Origin of the sequence: Mesoflavibacter sp. SCSIO 43206, from assembly GCF_019904215.1 — a bacterium.
Lineage (GTDB): Bacteria > Bacteroidota > Bacteroidia > Flavobacteriales > Flavobacteriaceae > Mesoflavibacter > Mesoflavibacter zeaxanthinifaciens.
In genome coordinates this window covers 1,463,263-1,485,460 of record NZ_CP063201.1, presented here as the reverse complement: position 1 = coordinate 1,485,460, position 22,198 = coordinate 1,463,263, and the positions used below count along the sequence as shown (strand labels likewise).

Genomic DNA, 22,198 nt, shown 5'->3' with positions numbered 1-22,198 from the left:
TATCATGAAAACATTTTTCATTGTTATGTCTGTCATTTTTATGACAAAGCTAAGTATTGCTCAAAATATAACCGTATGCAAGACCTGTCCCATTTCAACTTTAAAAAAAGCAATTGCACATGCAAAAGATTTTGATACAATAGTTGTTAAATCTGGTACTTATAAAGAGTTTGATGTTAACGTCAATAAGCCTTTAACTATTATAGGTGAAAACTATCCTGTAATTGATGGCGAATTAAAAGGCGAAATCATTACTATCACCTCAGACAACGTAACTGTTGATGGATTGTTTATCATAAACGTTGGGACTAGTTACACTGAAGATTATGCTGCAATACGCGTTAAAAACAGTAAAAATTTTTTGATTCAGAATTTAGTACTAGAAAAACTTTTTTTTGGTATCTACATCGAAAAATCCAGAGACGGCAAAGTGTTTCATAACAAAATTATTGGTGATGCTGTAGAAGAATATAATTCTGGTAACGGCATCCAACTTTGGTATAGCAATAACGTAAAAATAGAACATAATTTTGTACAACATGTACGTGATGGTATTTATTTAGAATTTTCTGATGATTGTGTCATAAAAAACAATGTAAGCGCATTAAATGTGCGTTATGGACTTCACTTTATGTTTTCTAATGACGATATTTATCAAGACAATATTTTCGAAAATAATGGTGCAGGCGTTGCCGTAATGTTTTCTAAACACATAGAGATGTACAACAATATTTTTAAGGAAAATTGGGGAACGGCTTCTTATGGTTTGCTGTTAAAAGAAATAAACGATGCAGAAATTGAAGGCAATACCTTTGAAAACAACACAATTGGGATTAATATTGAAGGTTCTAATCGTATTAATTACAAGCAAAACACGTTTTCTAACAATGGTTGGGCCATTAAAGTAAAAGGAGCATGCTACACTAATAAATTTACCCAAAATAACTTTTTATATAACTCTTTTGATATTGCCTATAATAGCAAGGTTAATGACAACGAATTTGATAAAAACTATTGGAGCAATTACACAGGTTACGATCTTAACAAAGATGGTATTGGAGATGTGCCTTACAGACCAGTAAAACTATTCTCTTACATTGTAAATCGCACACCAGAAACCATTATTTTACTGCGTAGTATGTTTATAGATATTATTGATTTTTCTGAAAAAGTATCTCCCGTATTTACTCCAGATGATTTAATGGACAACAACCCTCAAATGAAAAAAATAACATGGTAACTATAGAGAATCTACATAAAAAATTTGGTAAAAATCAAGTGCTAAGCGGTGTTGATTTATCCATAACTGAAGGCGGTATTTTTGCAGTTCTTGGACCAAATGGGTCTGGTAAAACAACATTGATAAAATCGGTTTTAGGCATGGTAATTCCTGATAAGGGAAACATTACCGTTTTAAATGAGAACATTAAAAAGAATTCTGATTACAGACATAAAATTGATTATTTACCGCAAATAGCCAATTTCCCAAGTAATCTTCGTGTTAAAGAATTAATCAAGATGATTAAGGATTTGCGCAAACCCACCAATGAAGATCAACGATTAATAGAACTCTTCAGATTAGAACCCTTTTTAGATAAAAAATTAGGCAATCTTTCTGGTGGAACCAAACAAAAAGTCAACTTGGTTTTAACCTTTATGTTTGATAGTCCATTAATTATTTTGGACGAACCTACTACAGGTTTAGACCCAATTTCTCTTATTAGATTAAAAGATTTAATCAGTGCAGAAAAAGAAAAAGGAAAAACCATCTTAATCACTTCTCATATTATGAGTTTTGTTGAAGAAATTTCGGATGAAATTGTGTTTATCCTCGAAGGTAAAATCTATTTTAAAGGCACTATTCAAAAATTAAAAAACAAGACCGATCAACCTGATTTTGAACACGCGATTGCGTCTATATTAACAGACAATCATGCTTAAAATATTAAAATATAGTTTTTTCGATTTAATGCGTAGTCGTTGGAGTTACGTCTATTTTGCATTCTATTTACTGCTTGGTATTGTCCTGTTGTTTTTAAACAACGACCTATCAAAAGCAGTCATAACGTTAATGAACGTTATTATTGTTTTAGTACCTTTAATAGGAACTATTTTTGGCGTTATGTATTATTACAATTCCAAAGAATTTACAGAGCTTTTATTAGCACAACCCTTAAAGCGTTCGTCTATTTTTTTAGGCCAATATTTAGGTGTAGCCTTATCACTTTCTATGAGTTTAATTTTAGGCTTAGGATTGCCTTTTGTGTTTTATGGTTTGTTTGAAAGTAGTGCCATTTGGGACTTTTCATTACTACTTATTACAGGTACATTTTTAACCCTAATTTTTACTGCTTTAGCTTTTAATATTGCCTTATCTAACGAGAATAAAATTAAAGGTTTTGGATATGCAATTTTGCTTTGGTTATTCCTGGCAGTCATTTATGATGGTCTGTTTTTGATGACACTAATTATGTTTGAAGATTATCCTCTAGACAAAGTATCTTTAATCGGTACGATGCTAAATCCTATAGATTTATCAAGAACATTAATTTTATTAAAACTAGATATTTCAGCCTTACTAGGCTATACAGGAGCAGTGTTTAAGCAATTTTTTGGAACTAGCTTTGGGTTAATTATATCTTTTATTATGCTTACCGTTTGGGTTATTTTACCTGTTTTAAGAATTATATTTAAGTCTAAGAAAAAAGATTTTTAAGCTACTAATCGACATTAAAACCACACCATTATGAAAATTAAATTTGCCATAGCATTACTTATTTTAGCTTTCGTTTTTGGTTGCAAAAACGACCAGTCTAATCCTCAGACAACTTCTTCTATACAATTAGAAGGTTTGACACTTAATAACAACCAAAAATGGGTTGCTAATAAAGAAACGCATATTGGAATGCAGCGCATTGATTCGATTTTAAAACATAATGATTTTAAGAGTGCTAAAAAACTAGGCAAATCGCTTTCAAAGCAAACCAGTTATATCATTAAAAGTTGTGATATGACTGGCGAAGCGCATGACCAACTTCATGTAGTACTGGTTCCTATTATAGAAGAAATTTCAGAGATAAAAGAACTAGATAACACTTCAGAAATAGACAAAAAAGTAAGACATTTGCAACGCTTAACAGCAACCTATTTTAACTATTTTAAAAACTAATTATTAACTGACATAAATCATATTATTTAGGACAAATTTATCCTAATTTAGCAACATGATATTAAAGGTTACATATAAATTAACTGCTTTGTTTTTAACATTCGTTTTATTAGCGAACAACATTAACAATGTCGTTATTGTAACCGATTTTGTGATTAACCAAGAGATTATAGCTAAAACACTTTGTATCCAAAAAGAAAATCAAAAAGGATGTAACGGTAAGTGTCAATTAACAATAGAACTGGCAGAAAATAACACCAATTCTAATCAAAATGCACCATTGCCAGACAATGAAAGAACGCACTTAGACTTTTTTGTTATTAATACTTTTAGACATCTAAACGTTGAGGAATTTTCTCAAATATCTCAACTACACAGTAATCTATATTATAAAATAAAAGCACCAACTACTGGCTTTTATACTATAGATACACCACCACCAAATTTGTGTTAATTTTTTCGTGATGCTCTTAGAGCATATTTCTTTCTTTTTTGATGCCAAAATGGTTTCAAAACAAGATAATTATGTCAAAAAATTAACTCAAACACTATAATAATGAAACTTAAATATTTATTACCAATCGTATGTTTTACGCTATTCTTTTCATGTTCAACAGACGATAATGACGACACAATGCTAATTAATGAAGTTGAAAATTTACAACTTATTAAAACCATAGAAAATGGTGACCAATCTATAGAACTTTATAACGAAAAAGGAATGTTTGAAACTGGTTACAACATGATTAGCTTAAGAATTAAAGACAATAACACAAATACATACGTAGAAGATGCTACAATCTCTTGGATGCCAGTAATGCAAATGCCAACGATGCAACATTCATGTCCTAAATCCGAAATCACAAAAGCAATAGGAAAAGATACGGTTTACCAAGGTTTTATAATCTATCAGATGACTTTTGAAGATGGTTCTGGCTGGTCTTTAACTTTAGATTATACTATTAACGATGTGGACTATTCTGTAACAGAAACTATAAACGTTATGCAATACGAAAACCAGAATACTGCAAGTTTTATGGGTAGCGACGATAGTAGATATATTGTAGCTTTGATAGCGCCTAAAGCCCCAAGTATAGCAATAAATAACATGAAAGTAGGTCTTTTTAAAATGGAAAATATGATGACGTTTCCAGCTGTGGAAGATTACACCATTGCTTTAGATCCGCGTATGCCAGGAATGGGTAATCATAGCTCACCAAATAATACAGATTTAACGTATAACAGTGCAGATCATTTTTACTACGGAAATTTATCCTTAACAATGACTGGCTATTGGAAGCTTAATCTGAAGCTTTTAGACGCGTCCGGAACTGTTTTAAAAGGTGAAGATGTTACTGAAAACAATGAATCTAGCAGTTTATATTTAGACCTAGAATTCTAATTTTTATTATATGCCATATTGAGCGCAGTCGAAATGCTATAGAAAAATAATAATAGCCGTTTTTTCGGCTGTTCTCAAATTGGCAGCATTTCACACTTATTTAAACACTAAAATTTTTTGCTATGAAAATGCAACTATTAGTCTTTTTATGTCTTCTAGTATCTGCAACTGGTTTTACACAAGACCAGCAAGAAGAAGCCAAAAAAGACACGACAAAATTAGAAGAAGTCCTTATCGTATCGCGACGTAAATTTAGTAATCACAGACAAGAAAAAACATTATCTAGTATTGATGATTACTTAGAAAAATCCAATAATGTTACGATGATAAAACGAGGTAATTATGCTTGGGAACCAACGGTTAACAACATGGTTAGCCAGCGTTTGGTAGTAACCATTGATGGCATGCAGATTTTTGGTGCTTGTACTGACAAAATGGATCCCATTACATCCTACGTAGATGTATCAAATCTTGACAAAGTAACTATTGGTTCTGGTCAAGAAGGTACCGAAAACGGACATTGTGTTGGTGGAGGCATCGATTTGCAATTACCTACTTCTAAATTTAATGGTTCTGGTCTAAAATCAAGTATCGATTTAGGTTACGAAACTAACGGAAATTACAAAGCTACAGGATTAGATCTGGAATATGCAGGCAACCAGTTTTTTATAAGTGCAGATGGGATTTTTAGAACATCTGATAATTATGATGCTGGTAACAATAAAGAAGTATTATATTCTCAGTTCGAAAAATATAATCTATCGTTACAAACAGGTTATAAATTCTCTGAAACCCAAAGCCTAGACGCCAATATTATTTACGACAAAGCCACAGATGTTGGCTATCCTGCTTTACCAATGGATGTATCTTTGGCAGAAGCTTTAATTAGCTCATTAACCCATCATTACACACCAGAAAACAAAGCCTTAAAAACATTAGAAACCAAATTGTATTTTAACACTATTACTCATATAATGGACGACACCAAGCGACCAATTGTTCCTATAAGAATGGATATGCCTGGATGGAGTGATACCTATGGATTTTACAGCAAAGCAGATGTTATTAAAGACAAACACCATGTATCTCTTAACTTAAATGGGTTTTATAATAAATCTTTAGCTGAAATGACCATGTTTTCTAACAACCCAAATGAACCAGATATGTTTATGTACACTTGGCCAGATATTAGAACACGTTACACAGGTATTTTTGCCAAAGACGCATATTATTTAAACGATAATTCTAGCCTTGAATCTTCTGTGCGCTTTGGTTTACACAACAACAGGATAGCCAAAGAAGAAGGCGTAGAAAGTTTAGCTATTTTTCATGATAATGTAGAAGACACCAAAGACAGAACGCTATTAAGTGTTGCGTCTGCTTACAAGTATAATAAGAACAATTATAAGCTTTCTTTTGGTTTAGGTTATGGCGAACGTGCACCATCGGTAAGTGAAGGTTATGGTTTTTTTATATTTAATAGTTTTGATAATTATGACTACATAGGCAATCCAAATTTAAAAGATGAAAAAGCGCTAGAAGCCAACTTTAGTTTCAACCAAAAATTCAATGATTTTGAAATTGGCTTACAATCATCTTACTTTTATATTATGGATTATATCATCGGAGATTTAGCGCCAAACGTAAGTTCTATGACTATTGGTGCTAATGGAGTACGCGTTTATAATGCTTTAGACCATGCTTCTATTTTTGATATCTATTTAAACAGTAGCTATAAAATTTCTGAGCGATTATCAGTAAACGGAACTATTGGTTATAACTATGGTAAAGGAAGCAATAACAAAAATTTACCACTTATAAAACCGTTCTCTTATTTTGCTGAATTTAATTACAATACATCAAATTTTAATGCAGCTTTACAGCTAGAAGGTAATGGCAATCAAAGTAATTTTAGTAGTTTATATGGCGAAAATGAAACCGCTTCATATGCTATCTTAAACCTTAATTTAGGTCATGCATTTTATGGTAAAAACGGAAAAACAATTCTAAAATATGGTATCGAAAATATTTTAGACGCCAATTATTCTACCTATGCAGACTGGAATAATATACCAAGACAAGGACGCAATTTTTATGTGAATTTATCTTATGTATTTCCTTGAAAATGATATAAACATGGTTAAATGTGTGAACTAAAAAATATATAAATCATAAACCTATTAGACCTCACAGGTTTTAAAATCTGTGAGGTCTTTTTTTAAAAGTATTTCTGTCATTAAGAATGAGGCACGAAGAGGAATCTTATAATAAAGAGATTTCTCGTCACTCGTTTTGTCGAAATGACAAGAAACCATTAAAGGTTTATAAAAACTAATTCTGATAATCATCGGAAGTAAAATCCCAAAGTTTTGAAAACAGGATAAAACCTTTAATTTGATAATCAAAAGACAACATAATCTTTGGACCTATTTTGTCCAAAATTCATCATCAGTATTATCTTCAAAAACTTCTGGTTGATGAATTTTTTCAATATCAATTAATTCTGCTTCCGTAGCTATCTTTTGTATTTCAGGAAACAAAACACGTTCTTCAAATCTTATATGCTGTTCTAATTGGTCTTTAATATGCTGCAACGTTATAGTCTCATCATTACTCTCTTCAAACAAGTGTATTAAATTTTTGTGTTCTGTCAAAGCACGTTTTACCAATTCGTGATCATTGCCTAAAATGGGAAAAATGTGATTTTCTTCCATTTCAAAATGCGGAATTAAATGGGTTTTGTAAAACCAGTCAGCATACGTCTTAATACGTTTTGTCGCTATCTGATATCGAAAACCCATTTTAATTTTATAACACAATAACAAGCCAAAATGATGTTCTCTGCTTAAGGGTTGCAAGGCTTTATGTCTTTTTTGTGGCTGATGTTGCATACTTTTTGGATTTAATAATATTTAATAAAATAAAACTAATGCCTAAAGGCAATAAAATGCTAAATAAAAATAATAGCAGGTAATATTCTGTTAGGATTCCGCTTTTAAAATAGTACTTGATGCCTTGAATGAGCAGTAATAATTCGGTTAATACAAAGCCTAACACAAAACTATAAACACCAAAAGTTAGTGATTTTGAAACCGTAACCAAATCAGTTTTCAAGATAAAAGCAAATAAAAATCCACTAATAACACCAAGCATTAACAAATGGATAAAACCAATAACAAAATTACGATGCTCATAAACTACTTGAGAAAACTCAGGTAAAATAGAAAGTGACTGAAAAACTACTTTTAAAACAAAACAAATCAGCGCAAAACAATACATATAAAATATTAGCTTGTTTTTCTGATTTGTCAGCGTATTTATTTTCGGTTTTATAAGTTGAAAACATTTATACAGCGCTAAAATTTGGATAACAACACCAAAACCATTAATCCACAATAAACTATCATGAGGTGCAAACCATTGAGTTGGCAATGCAAAGGTTAATAAAGTTGATGCAATTAATAACCAGAAAAACTGTTTAAATATTTTAGAATTTTCAACCTGTAAAAGATGAAAAAAGACCACTAAAACTGCTATTAAAAACCATCCATTAAACTGATAATGTAAGAAGAATTGTATTGCTATTTGATAAAACGCAGACGACTGACCAAGTGTTGCTACTGCTGGACCTAAACACCAAACACCAAAGGTAGAAACAACCATAAATAACAATGCTGTTTTTAACAACTTTTGACTTACGTTTGATGAGGTTTTGCAGTGTTTCCAAATTAGATACACAAAGTAGTAACTACAAAAAATGTGTAAGGTTGAAAACGTAATAGAAATAGCAGCATATCCTTGAAACGGAAAAGTAAGCATCATGCCAATTACAGCAACTTCTGTTAGCCAAAACAACCGATTGAAGACCTTAAGTTTTTCTGGAACAAAATAATGTACAAAAAGTACATATAACATTAAATATACCCAACCTAACATGGCTACGTGCGAGTGCGCATGCGTTAAAAACCGATAATTAATATCAATAGAGTCTATAAAAGAAAAACGCAAAGTCAATCCCATTACTGCAGCAATAAAGAAATTAATTAAACAGACTATGACTAATTTTTTTGGCATGTATCAATTAGTTGGGTTAGAAAAGTAATGAAATAAGATAAAAATCCCGAAATGTCTGAGGAAAACATTTCAGGATTTTACTATAGGTTAAAAAAAGTAGATAAGGGATCGCTATCAATCAAATTGTGTTTCTAACGCTATAGCTTTAGGAAACAGAATGTTATTTTCTAAATGAATATGTAAATGCAAGTCTTTTTCAAATTCCTCTAACATAGCAAAGGTAACTTTATACGTGTTGCAAGCATCAGCTGGCGGATTGTAATTGTCCGTTAATTCTGCAATGTCTCTAAAACGTTGTCCTTCATTATCGTGTTCTTCCTTCATCATAGCAATTGGGTTTTCTACAGTGCCAAATTGTGGTGATTGGATTGCTTCATTTTTTAATTTAGCATTAACCATTCTCTTTACAAAAGGGAAAAGGATTAGTTCTTCCTTCTTCATGTGTGAGGCTAACTCGCCTGCAGATGCTGTAAACAACTCGTTTATTTTAAATAATTCTGGATGACGTTCGCCATGCACACGACATAATTTGTTTAAAAACTGAAGTAACACAGGTATTTTTTCTTCTACATATCTGTGGTGTTTTTTCTCTATATATTCTGCCAACAAGTCTAATGGCCAAGAGTTATAGTCTATACTTTCGCCTGTTTTGGCATTTAAAACGTTATTAAGTTCTGCTATAATTGCAGCTTCATCAATACCTTTTTTCTTGCAAGCTTCGGCAACTGTTCTATTACCATTGCAACAAAAATCTATTTTGTATTTAGAAAAAATAGCTGCAGTTCTAAAATCGTCTGCAACGTACTGTCCTATTTCTTTTTCGATGTTTTTTTGTAATACTTCCATAATTTATTATTTATTTCGGATAAATTTGTCTTATTTATATTTAAATTTTTTTTATTGAAACTCGATTTCAATCTAATAATTGTAAGTTGAAATCGATCCTTTTTTATATTGTAATTTTAAGTTTTTAAAAACGAAGAACCTAACTTAATATCCATAGCTAATTCTTCTAAATTAGTAGTTTCTAACATCTGTTTCAAACCATTTCTAATATCTTTAAATTTATCGTGCACAGGACAAGGATGATTTTCGTCGCAGGCACTTAAACCTAAGCCACATCCACTGTAGACAGCATCTCCATCGATAGCTTTAACAATTTGAGATAATTTAATTAATGGTATTTCATCTTTATCAATTTCAAAACCACCATGTGCGCCTCTTACAGATTTTATAATATGGTTTCTAACTAAAGCTTGAAGTATTTTTGCAGTAAATGCTTGAGGAGAATTAATTTCTTCAGAAATCTCCTTAGGACTTACACGTTGCCCTTCATAAGAGTTTTTAGCAATAAAAATTGAGGCTCTAATTCCGTATTCGCAAGCTTTTGAAAACATTTATTAATAATTTATTACAAAGATATAAAAACTAATTAAGACAAAACTATCTTAAATTAAGAATATTGGTGTCTAAACCATACTTTTTGCCATTCTCGTTTTAGGATTAAAAATGAAACGTTTTCACTTAACTGCAAAACATCGTTACCATCTAAAGCTTTAATTTGATGTTCTGGCACATCAATTATATATAGCAAATTAAGATATTCTGTAAATTTTTCTTGTATTAATCTATATACCGTATCCTGCAACAACAACTTCAAACTAGTTGGTAAGATATCCTCATCAAAATCTAAATCTATATTAGCGTATAAAAAATCTTTATTTAGTTGAGAGACTAATTTTTTATACAAATTTAATTTTGTGGCGTCTTCAATTAAGTTTTCAAATGTTGCTGGTAATTTCATTAGACTTTTCTTGTCATTAATCCCATTCCAAAATCTTTTAATAACTGCTTTTTTTCTTCAGAGATAGTTAAGTCATCTAAAACCTTAAATGCTTTATTTGTATATTCTTCTATAGCATTTTGAGTTGCTTTTGCAGATCCACTTTCTACAAAAAACTGTTTTACAGTTTCTATTTTATCTTTGTTATCTTCTAATTGAACCGAATATAATTGCTCTAATTGCCTTTTTTTATCTGCATCCAAATACTCTAATGCTTTTAAATAGAGATATGTTTTTTTATTTTCAATTATATCTCCTCCTATTTGCTTTCCAAACGTTTTTGGATCGCCAAATGCATCTAAATAATCATCTTGAAGCTGAAAAGCTATACCTAACAATCTTCCAAATTGATAGATGCTTTCTTTATTTTCTTCAGACGTTTTTGCAACAATAGCTCCCATCTTCATAGCTGCACCAACTAGCACAGCTGTTTTATACTCAATCATTTTTAAGTATTCCGAGATAGTAACATCGTCCCTTGTTTCAAAATCTACGTCGTATTGTTGTCCTTCACAAACCTCTAAGGCTGTTTTACTAAATAATTTAGCTAATGCTTGAAACGTTTTAGGCTCGTAATTCTCAAATAGTTGATAAGCCATAATTAGCATTGCATCTCCTGACAAAATACCTGTATTTATATCCCATTTTTCATGTACAGTTTGTTGTCCACGACGTAATGGTGCATCGTCCATAATATCATCATGCACTAATGAAAAATTATGAAAAATCTCTACACTTAATGCTGCATCAAAAGCATCTTTATGGTTAGCATCAAAAATTTCGGCAGTCATTAAAGTTAGTACTGGCCTCAATCTTTTTCCGCCTAATTCTAGAATATAATTTATAGGATTGTATAAGTTTTCTGGCTGTTTTGGCTTTGCGTATTGCTGTAAATACGCCATAAACGCTTTTTGGTAAGTAGAGATATTTTGCATCCTGCAAAAATAAAGTAATTACACATATTAAACTAAAATAATCGCATGTTAAAAAACCATTAAAACTTTGGAAACTTTTTTTGTTTTTAAAGTTTCCTGACGTACATTTGCCCAGATTATGAGAGAGAATATATTAGACAAATCAGCAGATTTATTTTTAAACTATGGGTTTAAAAGTGTAACAATGGATGATATAGCTAATGCTTTAGGTATTTCAAAAAAAACTATATATCAACATTTTGATAACAAAACAAAACTAGTAGAAGCCACAACATTGCATATGTTTGATATGATATCTAAAGGCATTAATTGTATTTGTTCTTTAGAGAAAAACCCTATTGAAGAAATTTATGAAATCAAACGTTTTATAATGGAACATTTGAAAGACGAAAAATCTTCACCTCAACATCAACTTCAAAAGTATTATCCAAAAATTTTTGAATCATTAAAGCAAAAGCAATATTACTTAATGCAAGATTGTGTTGTAAATAATTTAAATCGCGGTGTAGAATTAGGGTTATATAGAAAAAGCATCAACATTCAATTTATATCTAGACTATACTTTAATAGTATGATGTCTTTAAAGGATAGAGATTTATTCCCTTTACAAAACTTTTCAATGAACATGTTAATGGATAATTATTTAGAATATCACGTTCGTGGAATTTGCACATCAAAGGGCTTAGATATTTTAAAAGAACTAACAGAAATAAATCAATCATAAAAACTACCAAAAGAATATAAATGAAATCATTATTCAAATTACTAATAATCACAGTGTCTTACTTTGGGTTTGCCCAAGAGACACCACAAAATTTTAGCTTACAAGAAGCTATAGATTTTGCTTTAGAAAATAACAGGCAAGCTAAAAATGCTACTTTAGATATCGAAGCAGCAAAAAAACAAAAATGGGAAACTACCGCAACAGGATTACCACAAATTAACGCTGCTGTTGACTACCAAAACCTTATCAAACAACAGTTTGAATCTGTAGATTTTAACCAAGATGGTATCCCAGATTTTGGAGCAAAAAACTCTGTTAACGCTTCTGCAACATTAAGTCAGTTACTATTTGATGGTTCTTATTTAGTTGGATTACAATCTGCAAAAGTCTATTTAGAAATTTCTAAAAACTCTAAAGAAAAAACAGATTTAGAAGTTAGAAAAGCAGTAATTAATGCCTACGGAAACGTATTAATGGCTGAAGAAAGTGTTTCAATTTTAGAGAATAACATTAAAATTCTTCAGAAAAACTTAGATGAAACCACTAAAATCTACGAAAACGGATTAGAAGAAGAAGAAAGTGTAGAGCAATTACAAATCACATTATCTAGTGTGCAAAGTAACTTAAACAATACTAAAAGATTAAAAAAACTAGCCTATCAAATGTTAAGTATAACTATAGGTCTAGACTATAATGCTCCTATAATTTTAACTGATGACTTAGAAAGTCTAACTGTAAAAAACATACTTCAAGACGGTATAGAAGATGCAGATGTAAAAAACACAATTGATTATAAGATAGCTGCCAACGATAAAACCTCTAAAGAATTACTGTTAAAACTTGAAAAAAGTAAAGCACTACCAACTTTAAGTGCCTTTTTAAGCGGTGCATATATTGGGAATAATAACGAGTTTAAATTCTTATCAGATCAGCAAAAATGGATTGGTACAGCTACATTTGGCGCTTCATTAAACATCCCAATATTTAGTTCTGGCATGCGTAGTGCAGCAACACAACGTGCAAAAATCAATTTAGACAAAGCTAAAATCACTTTAGATGAAACCGAGCAACAATTAAAATTACAAATTGAAGCTGCTAAAAGCGATTTTATTCTTGCTACAGAAGAATACGAAAACAAAAAGCAAAATCTTAATCTTGCCGAGAGAATCGAAAAGAAAAATCAAACCAAATTTTTTGAAGGTGTTGGTTCTAGTTTTGAACTAAGACAAGCACAAACACAACTATACACAGCACAACAAGAATTTTTACAAGCTATGTTAGACGTAATTAACACCAAAGCAGAATTAGAAACATTAACCAACACAACAACCAAATACTAAACTCTTAAAACAATGAAACATATACAATTAATAATCCTTACATCACTATTATTAGTAGCTTGTGGCGGTGATAAAAAGAAAAATACCGTAGAAAGCGTTTTAGAAACTAATAATCTAGAAACCATTAGAGCTAAACGCGCAGAGCTTGTAGAAAATCAAGAAGAAATACATGCAAAAATCAAACAGTTAGATGAAGCTATTGCAAAAATAGACACTGTAAAAAAAGTACCATTAATTACTACAATTACAGCCAAAACTGAAGTTTTTAATCACCAATTAGAAATTCAAGGTAACGTAACCACAAAAAACCTATTAGTTATTACACCAGAATTTAATGGTATCCTAACAAATGTATACGTTAAAGAAGGACAAAAAGTAAACAAAGGACAATTATTAGCAAAAATTGATGATGGCGGATTAAGCCAACAATTAGCACAATTAAAAATTCAAGCAGATTTAGCGCGTACAACCTTTGAGCGTCAAAAACGTCTTTGGGATCAAAACATTGGTAGCGAGATACAATACTTACAATCAAAATCAAATTACGAAGCGCAACAAGAAGCTGTTAATCAACTACAACAACAAGTCTCAAAAACTAGTGTAAAAGCTCCTTTTTCTGGAACTATAGATGATGTAATTACAGAACAAGGAAGCGTTGTTGCTGCAGGACAAACACCGCTTATGCGTATTGTTAATCTAAATGATATGTACATAGAAACAGATGTACCAGAAAGTTACATTACAGATGTAACCAAAGGTAAAGATGTTACAGTCTCAATTCCTGTAATTAACAAAACTGTTGACACCAAAATTAGACAAGCCGGAGATTATATAAACCCAGCTAACAGAACATTTAAAATTGAAGTTCCTGTTCCTAATAAAGACAAAGACATTAAACCAAACTTAACTGCCAAGTTAAAAATTAACGATTATACTAACAAAGAAGCGTTACTAGTGCCACTAAGCATTATATCAGAAAATGCAGAAGGAGAGCAATACCTTTATACTATTAAAGATAAAAATAAAAACGGAGAAGGTATTGCTACTAAAGTAATCATCAAAACTGGTAAAACACAAGGTGATGTTATAGAAGTGCTTGAAGGCATTAAAAACGGTACCGAAATTATTAAAGAAGGTGCTCGTAGCGTAAAAGACGGACAAACAGTTAAAGTCATTAAATACTAAAAAATCAACCAATGACTAAAAAGAAAAAAAATAAAAAAGTAGACAAAGAGTTTGCACTATCATCGTGGGCAATTAACAATAAAACCACAATGTATGTACTTATTCTGGTCATATTTTACTTAGGTGTATCTGCGTTTTTCAGTATGCCAAGAGAAAACTTCCCAGAAGTTAACGAGACTAAAATATACGTAAGCGCTGTTTTCCCTGGTAACACAGCAGAAGACATAGAAAAACTTATCGTAGATCCATTAGAAGACGAGCTTAAAACAGTTAGCAACGTTGTCGAAATCACATCTACTTCTCAAGAAGATTATGGGATGTTAATGGTAGAGTTTGACGAAAACATAACTGTAGAACAAGCAAAACAAAAGGTAAAAGACGAAATTGACACCAAAACTTCTGGCGAGGATTGGCCAACTTTTAACGGTGCAAAAGTAGAACCTGATGTGTTCGAGTTAAGTCTTTCTGAAGAAATGCCAATTCTTAACATTAACATTTCTGGTGATTATCCGATTGAAAAACTTAAAGATTACGGCGAATATCTTCAAGATGAAATTGAAGACCTTTTAGAAATCAAAAAAGTAGACATTCGTGGTGCACAAGAAAAAGAAGTTGAAGTCGCTGTAGACATTTACAAAATGATGGCTGCTCAAGTTACTTTTAACGATATTATAGGCGCTATAAATAATGGTAATGTTACTATGTCTGCTGGTAATTTAAAAGCAAGCGGACAAAGACGTACCATTCGTATTTTAGGAGAAATCGAAGATCCTGCTCAATTAGAAAATTTTGTTGTAAAATCTGAAAACGGAAACGCTATCTACCTAAAAGATATCGCTGAAGTATCTTTTAAAGAAGAAGACAAAACAACCTTTGCTAGAGAATTTGGTCATCCAGTAGTGATGTTAGACGTTAAAAAACGTGCTGGTAAAAACATGGTTGCTGCTGCAGAGCAAATTCAAGTCATTGTAAAAAATGCAAAAGACAATGTATTTCCTCAAGATTTAACTGTTACCATAGCAAACGACCAATCTTCTGTAACCATTGGTCAGGTAGACGATCTTGTAAACAACATTATTTTTGGAGTACTTTTAGTAGTAACCGTTTTAATGTTCTTCTTAGGATTTAAAAACGCCATATTCGTTGGTTTTGCTATACCAATGTCTATGTTTATGTCTTTAATGATTTTAGAATTATTAGGACAAAGTCTTAATACCATGGTACTTTTTGGACTAATTATGGGACTTGGTATGCTAGTAGATAACGGTATTGTTGTCGTAGAAAACGTCTACCGTTTAATGGATGAAGAAGGTATGACGCGTATGCAAGCTGCCAAAAAAGGAATTGGAGAAATTGCTTTCCCTATCATCATTTCAACACTAACAACTGTTGCTGCATTCGTACCGCTTGGTTTATGGCCAGGTATTATGGGAGAATTTATGATGATTTTACCTATCACACTTTCAGTAGTGTTAGGATCGTCGCTATTTGTAGCTATCTTTTTCAATTCAGTATTAGTATCTCAATTTATGAGTACAGAAGATAAAGATATGCCATTAAATAAAATTATTCGTACAACAGTAATCATGGCTGTTATCGGAATTTTAGTCTTAATAGTTGGCGGTAGCTATCGTGGTTTAGGTACACTTATGGTATTTACTGCTATAATGTTATGGGTTTACAGACTTGTGTTACGTGGTTGGGCTAACAATTTCCAAAATAAAACATTAGTTAAATTAGAACGTTGGTACGAAAAACAATTACGTTGGGCTTTATCAGGTAAAAAACCATACATATTAAGTTTAGGCACATTTGCATTACTTATTTTATCATTTGTGGCTTTCGGTATTTCATTAGGATCACAACGTACTAAAGTTGAATTTTTCCCAGATAATAAACCTAATCAAATTATTGTCTATATAGAATATCCTCAAGGAACTGCAATAGAAAAAACAAACGCTATTACTAAAGAAATTGAGCAACGCGTTTACAAAGTTTTAGACAACAATCAATATAAAGATGGCGACTATAACTTTATGGTAGAAAGTGCAGTTTCTCAAGTTGGTGAAGGTGCTGGTAACCCACAAACCGATGGTGGATCTGCTGCCGAAATGCCTCATAAAGCCAAGATTACCGCATCTATGCGAGAGTATAAATACCGTCGTGGTGAAGATAGTGAGCTTTTAAGACAAAAAGTACAAGAAGCGCTTGTTGGTATTTATCCAGGTGTATTAATTTCTGTAGAAAAAGACCAAAATGGTCCGCCTGCTGGAGCGCCTATTAATATTGAAATTGAAGGTGAAGATTATAACGAGTTAATTGCTACTGCCGAAAAAATGCGTGAGTTTATTAATTCAAGAAACATTGCTGGTATAGACGAGCTTAAAATTGATGTAAATAAAGATAAACCATCAATGCAAGTTATAGTAGACCGTGAAAAAGCTGGAGAATTAGGAATAAGCTCTGCACAAGTTGGTCAACAATTACGTAACTCAATCTTTGGTTCTAAAGCTGGGATTTATAAAGAAGGTGGAGACGATTATGATATTTATGTTCGTTTTAACAAAGATAACAGATACAATACAAGTGCGTTATTTAATCAAAACATCACATTTAGAAACAATACTGGACAATTAGTAAGCGTACCTGTTTCTGCAGTTGCATCTTACGAAAACAATTCAGGGTTTAGTGCCATTAAACACAAAGACACCAAACGTGTTGTTACGGTATATTCTGCATTAGCACCAGGTTATACAGATGCTGGCGCGATTGTAACAAAAATTCAGAATGAAATGAAAAGTTTTGAAGGTTTGCCAGAAAACATCAAAATAGATTATACTGGTCAAATTGAAGAGCAAAATAAACAAATGGCATTTTTAATGGGTGCATTTTTCACTGGACTTGGATTAATCTTTTTCATCTTAATTTTCCAATTTAATTCGGTTTCAAAACCAGCTATTATAATGTTAGCTATTTTCTTAAGTTTTATTGGTGTCTTTGGCGGATTAGTAATAACTGGTAAAGCATTCGTAATTATGATGACAATGGTTGGTATTATTTCGCTTGCCGGAATTGTAGTAAACAATGGTGTTGTACTATTAGATTACGCACAGCTTTTAATAGACAGAAAGAAAAACGAATTAGACTTAGACGACAACGAATATTTAAGCAACGACGATCTTTTTGAAAGTATCGTAAAAGCTGGTAAAGCACGTTTAAGACCTGTATTATTAACCGCTATCACGACAATTTTAGGATTAATACCATTAGCTATAGGATTAAACATTAACTTCTTTACATTGTTTAGCGAGTTTAATCCAAACATTTACATGGGAGGAGACAACGTTGTATTTTGGGGACCATTAGCTTGGACAGTAATTTATGGATTGTTTGTTGCAACATTCTTAACATTAATTGTTGTTCCGGTATTATTCTTCTTAACAATGAAATTAAAAATGTGGATTAGAAATAAATTCTCTTCTAATAAAACAGAAGTAATCACAGAAGACATTTAATATCCCTTAATCACTTATAAATAAAAAAAGCCGAAGCACTTGCTTCGGTTTTTTTATTGCTTAAATTTGCATTTACTAAAACATAATTATGTACAGAAGTCATAGCTGTGGTGAGTTAAGAGCATCACATATAAATACAGACGTTACCCTTTCTGGTTGGGTACAAAAATCTAGAGATAAAGGATTTATGATTTGGGTAGATCTACGTGATCGTTACGGAATTACTCAACTTATTTTTGATGAAGAACGTACGCCTAAATCCATCATGGAACAAGCACAAAAATTAGGTCGTGAGTTTGTGATTCAAGTTAAAGGAACCGTAATCGAACGTGAGTCTAAAAACAAAAATATACCAACAGGTGATATCGAAGTTTTAGTAAAAGAATTAACCATTCTTAACGAATCTAAATTACCACCTTTTACAATAGAAGATGAAACTGATGGTGGCGAAGAGTTACGTATGAAATATCGTTACATCGATATTAGACGTAATCCCGTAAAAAACAACTTAATCTTTAGAGCAAAAGTGACTCAAGAGGTTAGAAACTTTTTATCAAACCAAGGATTTATAGAAGTAGAAACACCTTATTTAATCAAATCTACACCAGAAGGTGCACGTGATTTTGTCGTACCAAGTAGAATGAATGAAGGTCAGTTTTACGCGCTTCCACAATCACCACAAACCTTCAAGCAATTACTTATGGTTGGTGGCATGGATAAATATTTTCAGATTGTAAAATGTTTTAGAGACGAAGATTTACGTGCCGATAGACAACCAGAGTTTACGCAAATTGACTGCGAAATGGCGTTTGTAGAACAAGAAGACATCTTAAATGTTTTTGAAAACTTAACGCGTCATTTATTAAAAGAAGTCAATGGTGTTGACGTTGAAAAATTCCCACGTATGCTTTATGACGATGCTATGCGCCTTTACGGAAACGACAAACCAGACATTAGATTTGGCATGCAGTTTGGAGAGCTTAACGATGTTGCACAACACAAAGATTTTGGTGTATTTAATAATGCCGAATTAGTTGTTGGTATTGCAGTACCTGGTGCTGCATCATATACTCGTAAAGAAATAGACAAGCTTATAGACTGGGTAAAACGTCCACAAGTTGGTGCTTTAGGTATGGTTTATGTAAAATGTAACGAAGACGGAACTTACAAATCTTCGGTAGATAAATTTTACGATCAAGACGATCTTGCTAAATGGGCAGAAAAAACTGGCGCTAAGGCTGGCGATTTAATTTGTATACTTTCAGGAGACACCAACAAAGTACGCGCACAACTTAGTGCTTTACGTATGGAAATGGCAGAACGTTTAGGATTACGTAAACCAAACGAATTTGCACCACTTTGGGTAATCGATTTCCCATTATTAGAACTTGATGAAGAAACTGGTCATTACCACGCAATGCATCATCCATTTACATCTCCAAAACCAGGTCAAATAGAATTATTAGATACTAAACCAGGTGAAGTTAAAGCTAACGCTTACGACTTAGTATTAAACGGAAACGAAATTGGTGGTGGATCAATAAGAATTCATGATAAAGAAACTCAAGCCATTATGCTTAAACATTTAGGTTTTAGCGAAGAAGAAGCTAAAGCACAATTTGGATTCTTGATGGATGCTTTTGAATATGGTGCGCCACCACATGGCGGACTAGCATTTGGATTAGATAGATTAGTAGCAATTTTAGGTGGACAAGAAACGATTAGAGATTTTATTGCATTCCCTAAAAACAATGCTGGTAGAGATGTCATGATTGATGCGCCTGCACCAATTGATGATGAACAATTAGACGAACTTAATTTAAGTTTAAAACTTAATTCATAAATCAAAAAAAAATCCTGCAACCTTTGCAGGATTTTTTGATTAACTTTAAGTATGCCTAAACAATCGCTTTTAAAACGTTTTTTTATATGGAGATTAAAGCACATCTCCGAAAAAACTTTTACTTATATTTTAAGTGGTTTAGTTGGATTATTAGCAGGTCTTGCTGCAGTAACGTTAAGAAACATCACCTTTACTATAGAAGGTGCTTTAGACAATCTAGCTGTCTTTTCTAAAAACCAAGTTTACTTTATTTTACCGGTAATAGGATTGTTTTTAGTGTATCTATTTGTCAAATACATTTCAAAGAAAAATATAGAACATGCTATTCCTTCAATTCTATTTAAACTATCAAAAAGAAGCGGATTAATAGATCGGTCTAAAATCTACATTCCATTAATAACTGCACCTTTAACGGTTGGTTTTGGTGGATCTGTTGGATTACTTGGACCAGCAATAGCTTCTGGATCTGCAATAAGTTCTAATTTAGGACGACTATTTCATGTTAATCAACAAACAAGAACGTTATTGATTGGTTGTGCTGCTGCAGGAGCAATTTCTTCAATATTTAAATCACCAATTGCGGCTATTATTTTTGCGGTAGAAGTGTTTAGTTTAGATTTAACTTTTGCTTCTTTATTACCTTTATTAATTGCTTCGGTTTCTTCCGTATTAACGTCTTACTTCTTTTTAGGAGACGATTTACTGTTCAACTTTAATTTTTCGGATAAGTTTCAAATAAAAGATACTTTATTTTATGTGGTTTTAGGTATAGGTACTGGATTTGCTTCTATTTACTTTACTAAAATGTACTTTTTTATCCTTCAATTTTTTGAGCGTTTTAAAACCAAACTCTTAAAATTAATTGTTGGTGGATTAGCTATTGGTGGCATGTTATTTTTAATTCCGCCACTTTATGGTGAAGGTTTTGGATTTATAAACAACCTACTTGCTGGCGATCATTTAAGCGCGCTTGGCACAACGCCTTTTGATGCTTTTAAGGATAATATTTGGGTTGTAATAGCCTTACTTTTTGGTATTACTATTTTTAAAGCTATTGCGATGACAACTACTTTTGCGGCTGGTGGAGCAGGAGGAATTTTTATTCCAACTATGGTTATGGGAAGTGCTTTAGGTAATGTGGTTGCTAAAGTCATTAACAATCTTGGTTTAGGATTTTACGTGTCAGAAACCAACTTTACCTTAATTGGTATGGCAGGACTAATTGCTGGTGTATTACATGCGCCTTTAACTGCTATTTTCTTAATTGCCGAAATTACTGGCGGTTACGAATTATTTATTCCTTTAATGATTGCTGTATCTATGTCGTTTATAATCAAAAAAAATGCATTTGATTACACCATTTATACTCGCGAACTTGCTTTAAAAGGCGAACTTCTAACACACGATAAAGACCAAAGTGTATTAACTTTAATGACTTTAGATAGCGTAATAGAAACTAATTTTATAGCACTAAATCCTAAAATGACTTTAGGCGAGATGCTTCATAAAGGCGTTGCAAAATCAACCCGAAATTTATTTCCTGTCATAAAAAAAGATAAGACTTTGGTTGGAATAATTTTATTGGATGATGTTAGAGAAATCATGTTTAATCAAGCCTTATACGACACTACTTTTGTAGAAGATTTAATGCACAACGCGCCAGATATTATCGATTATAAAAACGATTCTATGAAAGATGTTATGATTAAATTTCAAAACTCTAATGCGTGGAATTTACCTGTTGTTAAAGACCATAAATACATTGGTTTTGTCTCAAAATCTAAATTATTAACAGCATACAGACGCCAATTAATTAACTTTACAAAATCTTAAAATCACCTCAATGAAATACTTAATTTTATTAGCTTTTATAGCCAGTTTAGCATCAATAATTTGCGGTTATGCATTAGATAATGTAGACAACCAAAAGTTAATTGGCTTTGGCGTTTTAGGCTTATTTTTTGTGGTTATTCCGTTGTTTTCTTATCACCGTTGGAAAAACAAAAAAGTTGAAGATTACATGCTTACCAAAGAAAAACTCCAAGAGATGCGAGACAAAGAAGGTGACAAACGTAAATTATAATTAAGGCGTTACCCTATCGGGTCGCGCTATTCGCTATATCTTTTTGTTTTCAATAAACAAAAAGGATGTCACTACTATCGCTAAC

At 31.9% G+C, this 22,198-nt stretch carries 20 protein-coding genes; 14 read left to right on the top strand and 6 right to left on the bottom strand.

Annotation, left to right across the window (positions count from 1 at the left end; translation table 11 throughout):
• Positions 1–4: 4 nt before the first annotated feature.
• From INR78_RS06885 to INR78_RS06855, 7 genes are all read left to right on the top strand, one after another.
• Entirely contained in the window at positions 5–1,240 is a 1,236-nt protein-coding gene (locus tag INR78_RS06885; protein ID WP_027879512.1) for a nitrous oxide reductase family maturation protein NosD, read from the top strand.
• Entirely contained in the window at positions 1,234–1,941 is a 708-nt protein-coding gene (locus INR78_RS06880; RefSeq protein ID WP_223075945.1) for an ABC transporter ATP-binding protein, read from the top strand. The genes INR78_RS06885 and INR78_RS06880 overlap by 7 nt, the downstream gene beginning before the upstream one ends.
• Positions 1,934–2,716, top strand: coding sequence for an ABC transporter permease (locus tag INR78_RS06875; protein ID WP_106677371.1), 783 nt, complete (start codon positions 1,934–1,936; stop codon positions 2,714–2,716). The genes INR78_RS06880 and INR78_RS06875 overlap by 8 nt, the downstream gene beginning before the upstream one ends.
• A gap of 30 nt (positions 2,717–2,746) precedes the next feature.
• Positions 2,747–3,169, top strand: a complete 423-nt coding sequence (locus INR78_RS06870; protein ID WP_027879515.1) for a hypothetical protein — start codon at positions 2,747–2,749, stop codon at positions 3,167–3,169.
• Between the two features lie 88 nt (positions 3,170–3,257).
• Positions 3,258–3,623, top strand: a complete 366-nt coding sequence (locus INR78_RS06865) for a hypothetical protein (protein ID WP_146131292.1) — start codon at positions 3,258–3,260, stop codon at positions 3,621–3,623.
• A gap of 102 nt (positions 3,624–3,725) precedes the next feature.
• Complete coding sequence (locus tag INR78_RS06860; protein WP_223075944.1) at positions 3,726–4,571, top strand: hypothetical protein; 846 nt, start codon at positions 3,726–3,728, stop codon at positions 4,569–4,571.
• 122 nt (positions 4,572–4,693) lie between these two features.
• Positions 4,694–6,694 carry a TonB-dependent receptor gene (locus tag INR78_RS06855; RefSeq protein ID WP_223075943.1) on the top strand — a complete coding sequence of 667 codons (2,001 nt, stop codon included), beginning with the start codon at positions 4,694–4,696 and terminating at the stop codon, positions 6,692–6,694.
• A gap of 303 nt (positions 6,695–6,997) precedes the next feature.
• On the opposite strand, the gene INR78_RS06850 is transcribed toward INR78_RS06855, so the two are convergent.
• The 6 genes from INR78_RS06850 to INR78_RS06825 form a co-directional block, all read right to left on the bottom strand.
• Positions 6,998–7,462, bottom strand: a complete 465-nt coding sequence (locus tag INR78_RS06850) for a hemerythrin domain-containing protein (protein ID WP_027879519.1) — start codon at positions 7,460–7,462, stop codon at positions 6,998–7,000.
• Complete coding sequence (locus INR78_RS06845) at positions 7,434–8,645, bottom strand: hypothetical protein (RefSeq protein WP_223078010.1); 1,212 nt, start codon at positions 8,643–8,645, stop codon at positions 7,434–7,436. The genes INR78_RS06850 and INR78_RS06845 overlap by 29 nt, the downstream gene beginning before the upstream one ends.
• A 114-nt stretch (positions 8,646–8,759) precedes the next feature.
• Complete coding sequence (gene ric, locus INR78_RS06840; RefSeq protein ID WP_027879521.1) at positions 8,760–9,491, bottom strand: iron-sulfur cluster repair di-iron protein; 732 nt, start codon at positions 9,489–9,491, stop codon at positions 8,760–8,762.
• A 116-nt stretch (positions 9,492–9,607) separates the two neighbouring features.
• A complete protein-coding gene (locus tag INR78_RS06835) occupies positions 9,608–10,042 on the bottom strand; it encodes an Rrf2 family transcriptional regulator (protein ID WP_027879522.1) in 435 nt (144 codons plus the stop codon).
• A 56-nt stretch (positions 10,043–10,098) separates the two neighbouring features.
• Positions 10,099–10,449, bottom strand: a complete 351-nt coding sequence (locus INR78_RS06830) for a hypothetical protein (RefSeq protein ID WP_223078009.1) — start codon at positions 10,447–10,449, stop codon at positions 10,099–10,101.
• Positions 10,449–11,423 (bottom strand): polyprenyl synthetase family protein, encoded by a 975-nt coding sequence (locus INR78_RS06825; RefSeq protein ID WP_223078008.1) that lies wholly within the window; start codon positions 11,421–11,423, stop codon positions 10,449–10,451. The genes INR78_RS06830 and INR78_RS06825 overlap by 1 nt, the downstream gene beginning before the upstream one ends.
• Before the next feature lie 118 nt (positions 11,424–11,541).
• On the opposite strand from INR78_RS06825, the gene INR78_RS06820 reads away from it, so the two are divergent.
• From INR78_RS06820 to INR78_RS06790, 7 genes are all read left to right on the top strand, one after another.
• Positions 11,542–12,147: a TetR/AcrR family transcriptional regulator gene (locus INR78_RS06820; protein WP_223078007.1), complete on the top strand. Its 606-nt coding sequence runs from the start codon at positions 11,542–11,544 to the stop codon at positions 12,145–12,147.
• A 20-nt stretch (positions 12,148–12,167) separates the two neighbouring features.
• The gene (locus INR78_RS06815; RefSeq protein WP_223078006.1) at positions 12,168–13,487 is read left to right on the top strand and encodes a TolC family protein; all 1,320 of its coding nucleotides are present in this window, start codon (positions 12,168–12,170) and stop codon (positions 13,485–13,487) included.
• 12 nt (positions 13,488–13,499) lie between these two features.
• Entirely contained in the window at positions 13,500–14,672 is a 1,173-nt protein-coding gene (locus INR78_RS06810; protein ID WP_223078005.1) for an efflux RND transporter periplasmic adaptor subunit, read from the top strand.
• Between the two features lie 11 nt (positions 14,673–14,683).
• Positions 14,684–18,187 (top strand): efflux RND transporter permease subunit, encoded by a 3,504-nt coding sequence (locus tag INR78_RS06805; RefSeq protein WP_223078004.1) that lies wholly within the window; start codon positions 14,684–14,686, stop codon positions 18,185–18,187.
• 88 nt (positions 18,188–18,275) lie between these two features.
• Positions 18,276–20,030, top strand: a complete 1,755-nt coding sequence (aspS, locus tag INR78_RS06800) for an aspartate--tRNA ligase (protein ID WP_223078003.1) — start codon at positions 18,276–18,278, stop codon at positions 20,028–20,030.
• 51 nt (positions 20,031–20,081) lie between these two features.
• Positions 20,082–21,863: a chloride channel protein gene (locus INR78_RS06795; RefSeq protein ID WP_223078002.1), complete on the top strand. Its 1,782-nt coding sequence runs from the start codon at positions 20,082–20,084 to the stop codon at positions 21,861–21,863.
• 10 nt (positions 21,864–21,873) lie between these two features.
• Positions 21,874–22,113 carry a hypothetical protein gene (locus tag INR78_RS06790; RefSeq protein WP_027879531.1) on the top strand — a complete coding sequence of 80 codons (240 nt, stop codon included), beginning with the start codon at positions 21,874–21,876 and terminating at the stop codon, positions 22,111–22,113.
• The last annotated feature ends 85 nt before the right edge of the window (positions 22,114–22,198 follow it).

Excerpts from the sequence above, each read along its gene's own strand:
- INR78_RS06885 (WP_027879512.1), top strand. The coding sequence starts at position 5 with ATGAAAACATTTTTCATTGTTATGTCTGTCATTTTTATGACAAAGCTA.
- INR78_RS06880 (WP_223075945.1), top strand. The coding sequence starts at position 1,234 with ATGGTAACTATAGAGAATCTACATAAAAAATTTGGTAAAAATCAAGTG.
- INR78_RS06875 (WP_106677371.1), top strand. The coding sequence starts at position 1,934 with ATGCTTAAAATATTAAAATATAGTTTTTTCGATTTAATGCGTAGTCGT.
- INR78_RS06870 (WP_027879515.1), top strand. The coding sequence starts at position 2,747 with ATGAAAATTAAATTTGCCATAGCATTACTTATTTTAGCTTTCGTTTTT.
- INR78_RS06860 (WP_223075944.1), top strand. The coding sequence starts at position 3,726 with ATGAAACTTAAATATTTATTACCAATCGTATGTTTTACGCTATTCTTT.
- INR78_RS06855 (WP_223075943.1), top strand. The coding sequence starts at position 4,694 with ATGAAAATGCAACTATTAGTCTTTTTATGTCTTCTAGTATCTGCAACT.
- INR78_RS06850 (WP_027879519.1), bottom strand. The coding sequence starts at position 7,462 with ATGCAACATCAGCCACAAAAAAGACATAAAGCCTTGCAACCCTTAAGC.
- INR78_RS06845 (WP_223078010.1), bottom strand. The coding sequence starts at position 8,645 with ATGCCAAAAAAATTAGTCATAGTCTGTTTAATTAATTTCTTTATTGCT.
- ric (WP_027879521.1), bottom strand. The coding sequence starts at position 9,491 with ATGGAAGTATTACAAAAAAACATCGAAAAAGAAATAGGACAGTACGTT.
- INR78_RS06835 (WP_027879522.1), bottom strand. The coding sequence starts at position 10,042 with ATGTTTTCAAAAGCTTGCGAATACGGAATTAGAGCCTCAATTTTTATT.
- INR78_RS06830 (WP_223078009.1), bottom strand. The coding sequence starts at position 10,449 with ATGAAATTACCAGCAACATTTGAAAACTTAATTGAAGACGCCACAAAA.
- INR78_RS06825 (WP_223078008.1), bottom strand. The coding sequence starts at position 11,423 with ATGCAAAATATCTCTACTTACCAAAAAGCGTTTATGGCGTATTTACAG.
- INR78_RS06820 (WP_223078007.1), top strand. The coding sequence starts at position 11,542 with ATGAGAGAGAATATATTAGACAAATCAGCAGATTTATTTTTAAACTAT.
- INR78_RS06815 (WP_223078006.1), top strand. The coding sequence starts at position 12,168 with ATGAAATCATTATTCAAATTACTAATAATCACAGTGTCTTACTTTGGG.
- INR78_RS06810 (WP_223078005.1), top strand. The coding sequence starts at position 13,500 with ATGAAACATATACAATTAATAATCCTTACATCACTATTATTAGTAGCT.
- INR78_RS06805 (WP_223078004.1), top strand. The coding sequence starts at position 14,684 with ATGACTAAAAAGAAAAAAAATAAAAAAGTAGACAAAGAGTTTGCACTA.
- aspS (WP_223078003.1), top strand. The coding sequence starts at position 18,276 with ATGTACAGAAGTCATAGCTGTGGTGAGTTAAGAGCATCACATATAAAT.
- INR78_RS06795 (WP_223078002.1), top strand. The coding sequence starts at position 20,082 with ATGCCTAAACAATCGCTTTTAAAACGTTTTTTTATATGGAGATTAAAG.
- INR78_RS06790 (WP_027879531.1), top strand. The coding sequence starts at position 21,874 with ATGAAATACTTAATTTTATTAGCTTTTATAGCCAGTTTAGCATCAATA.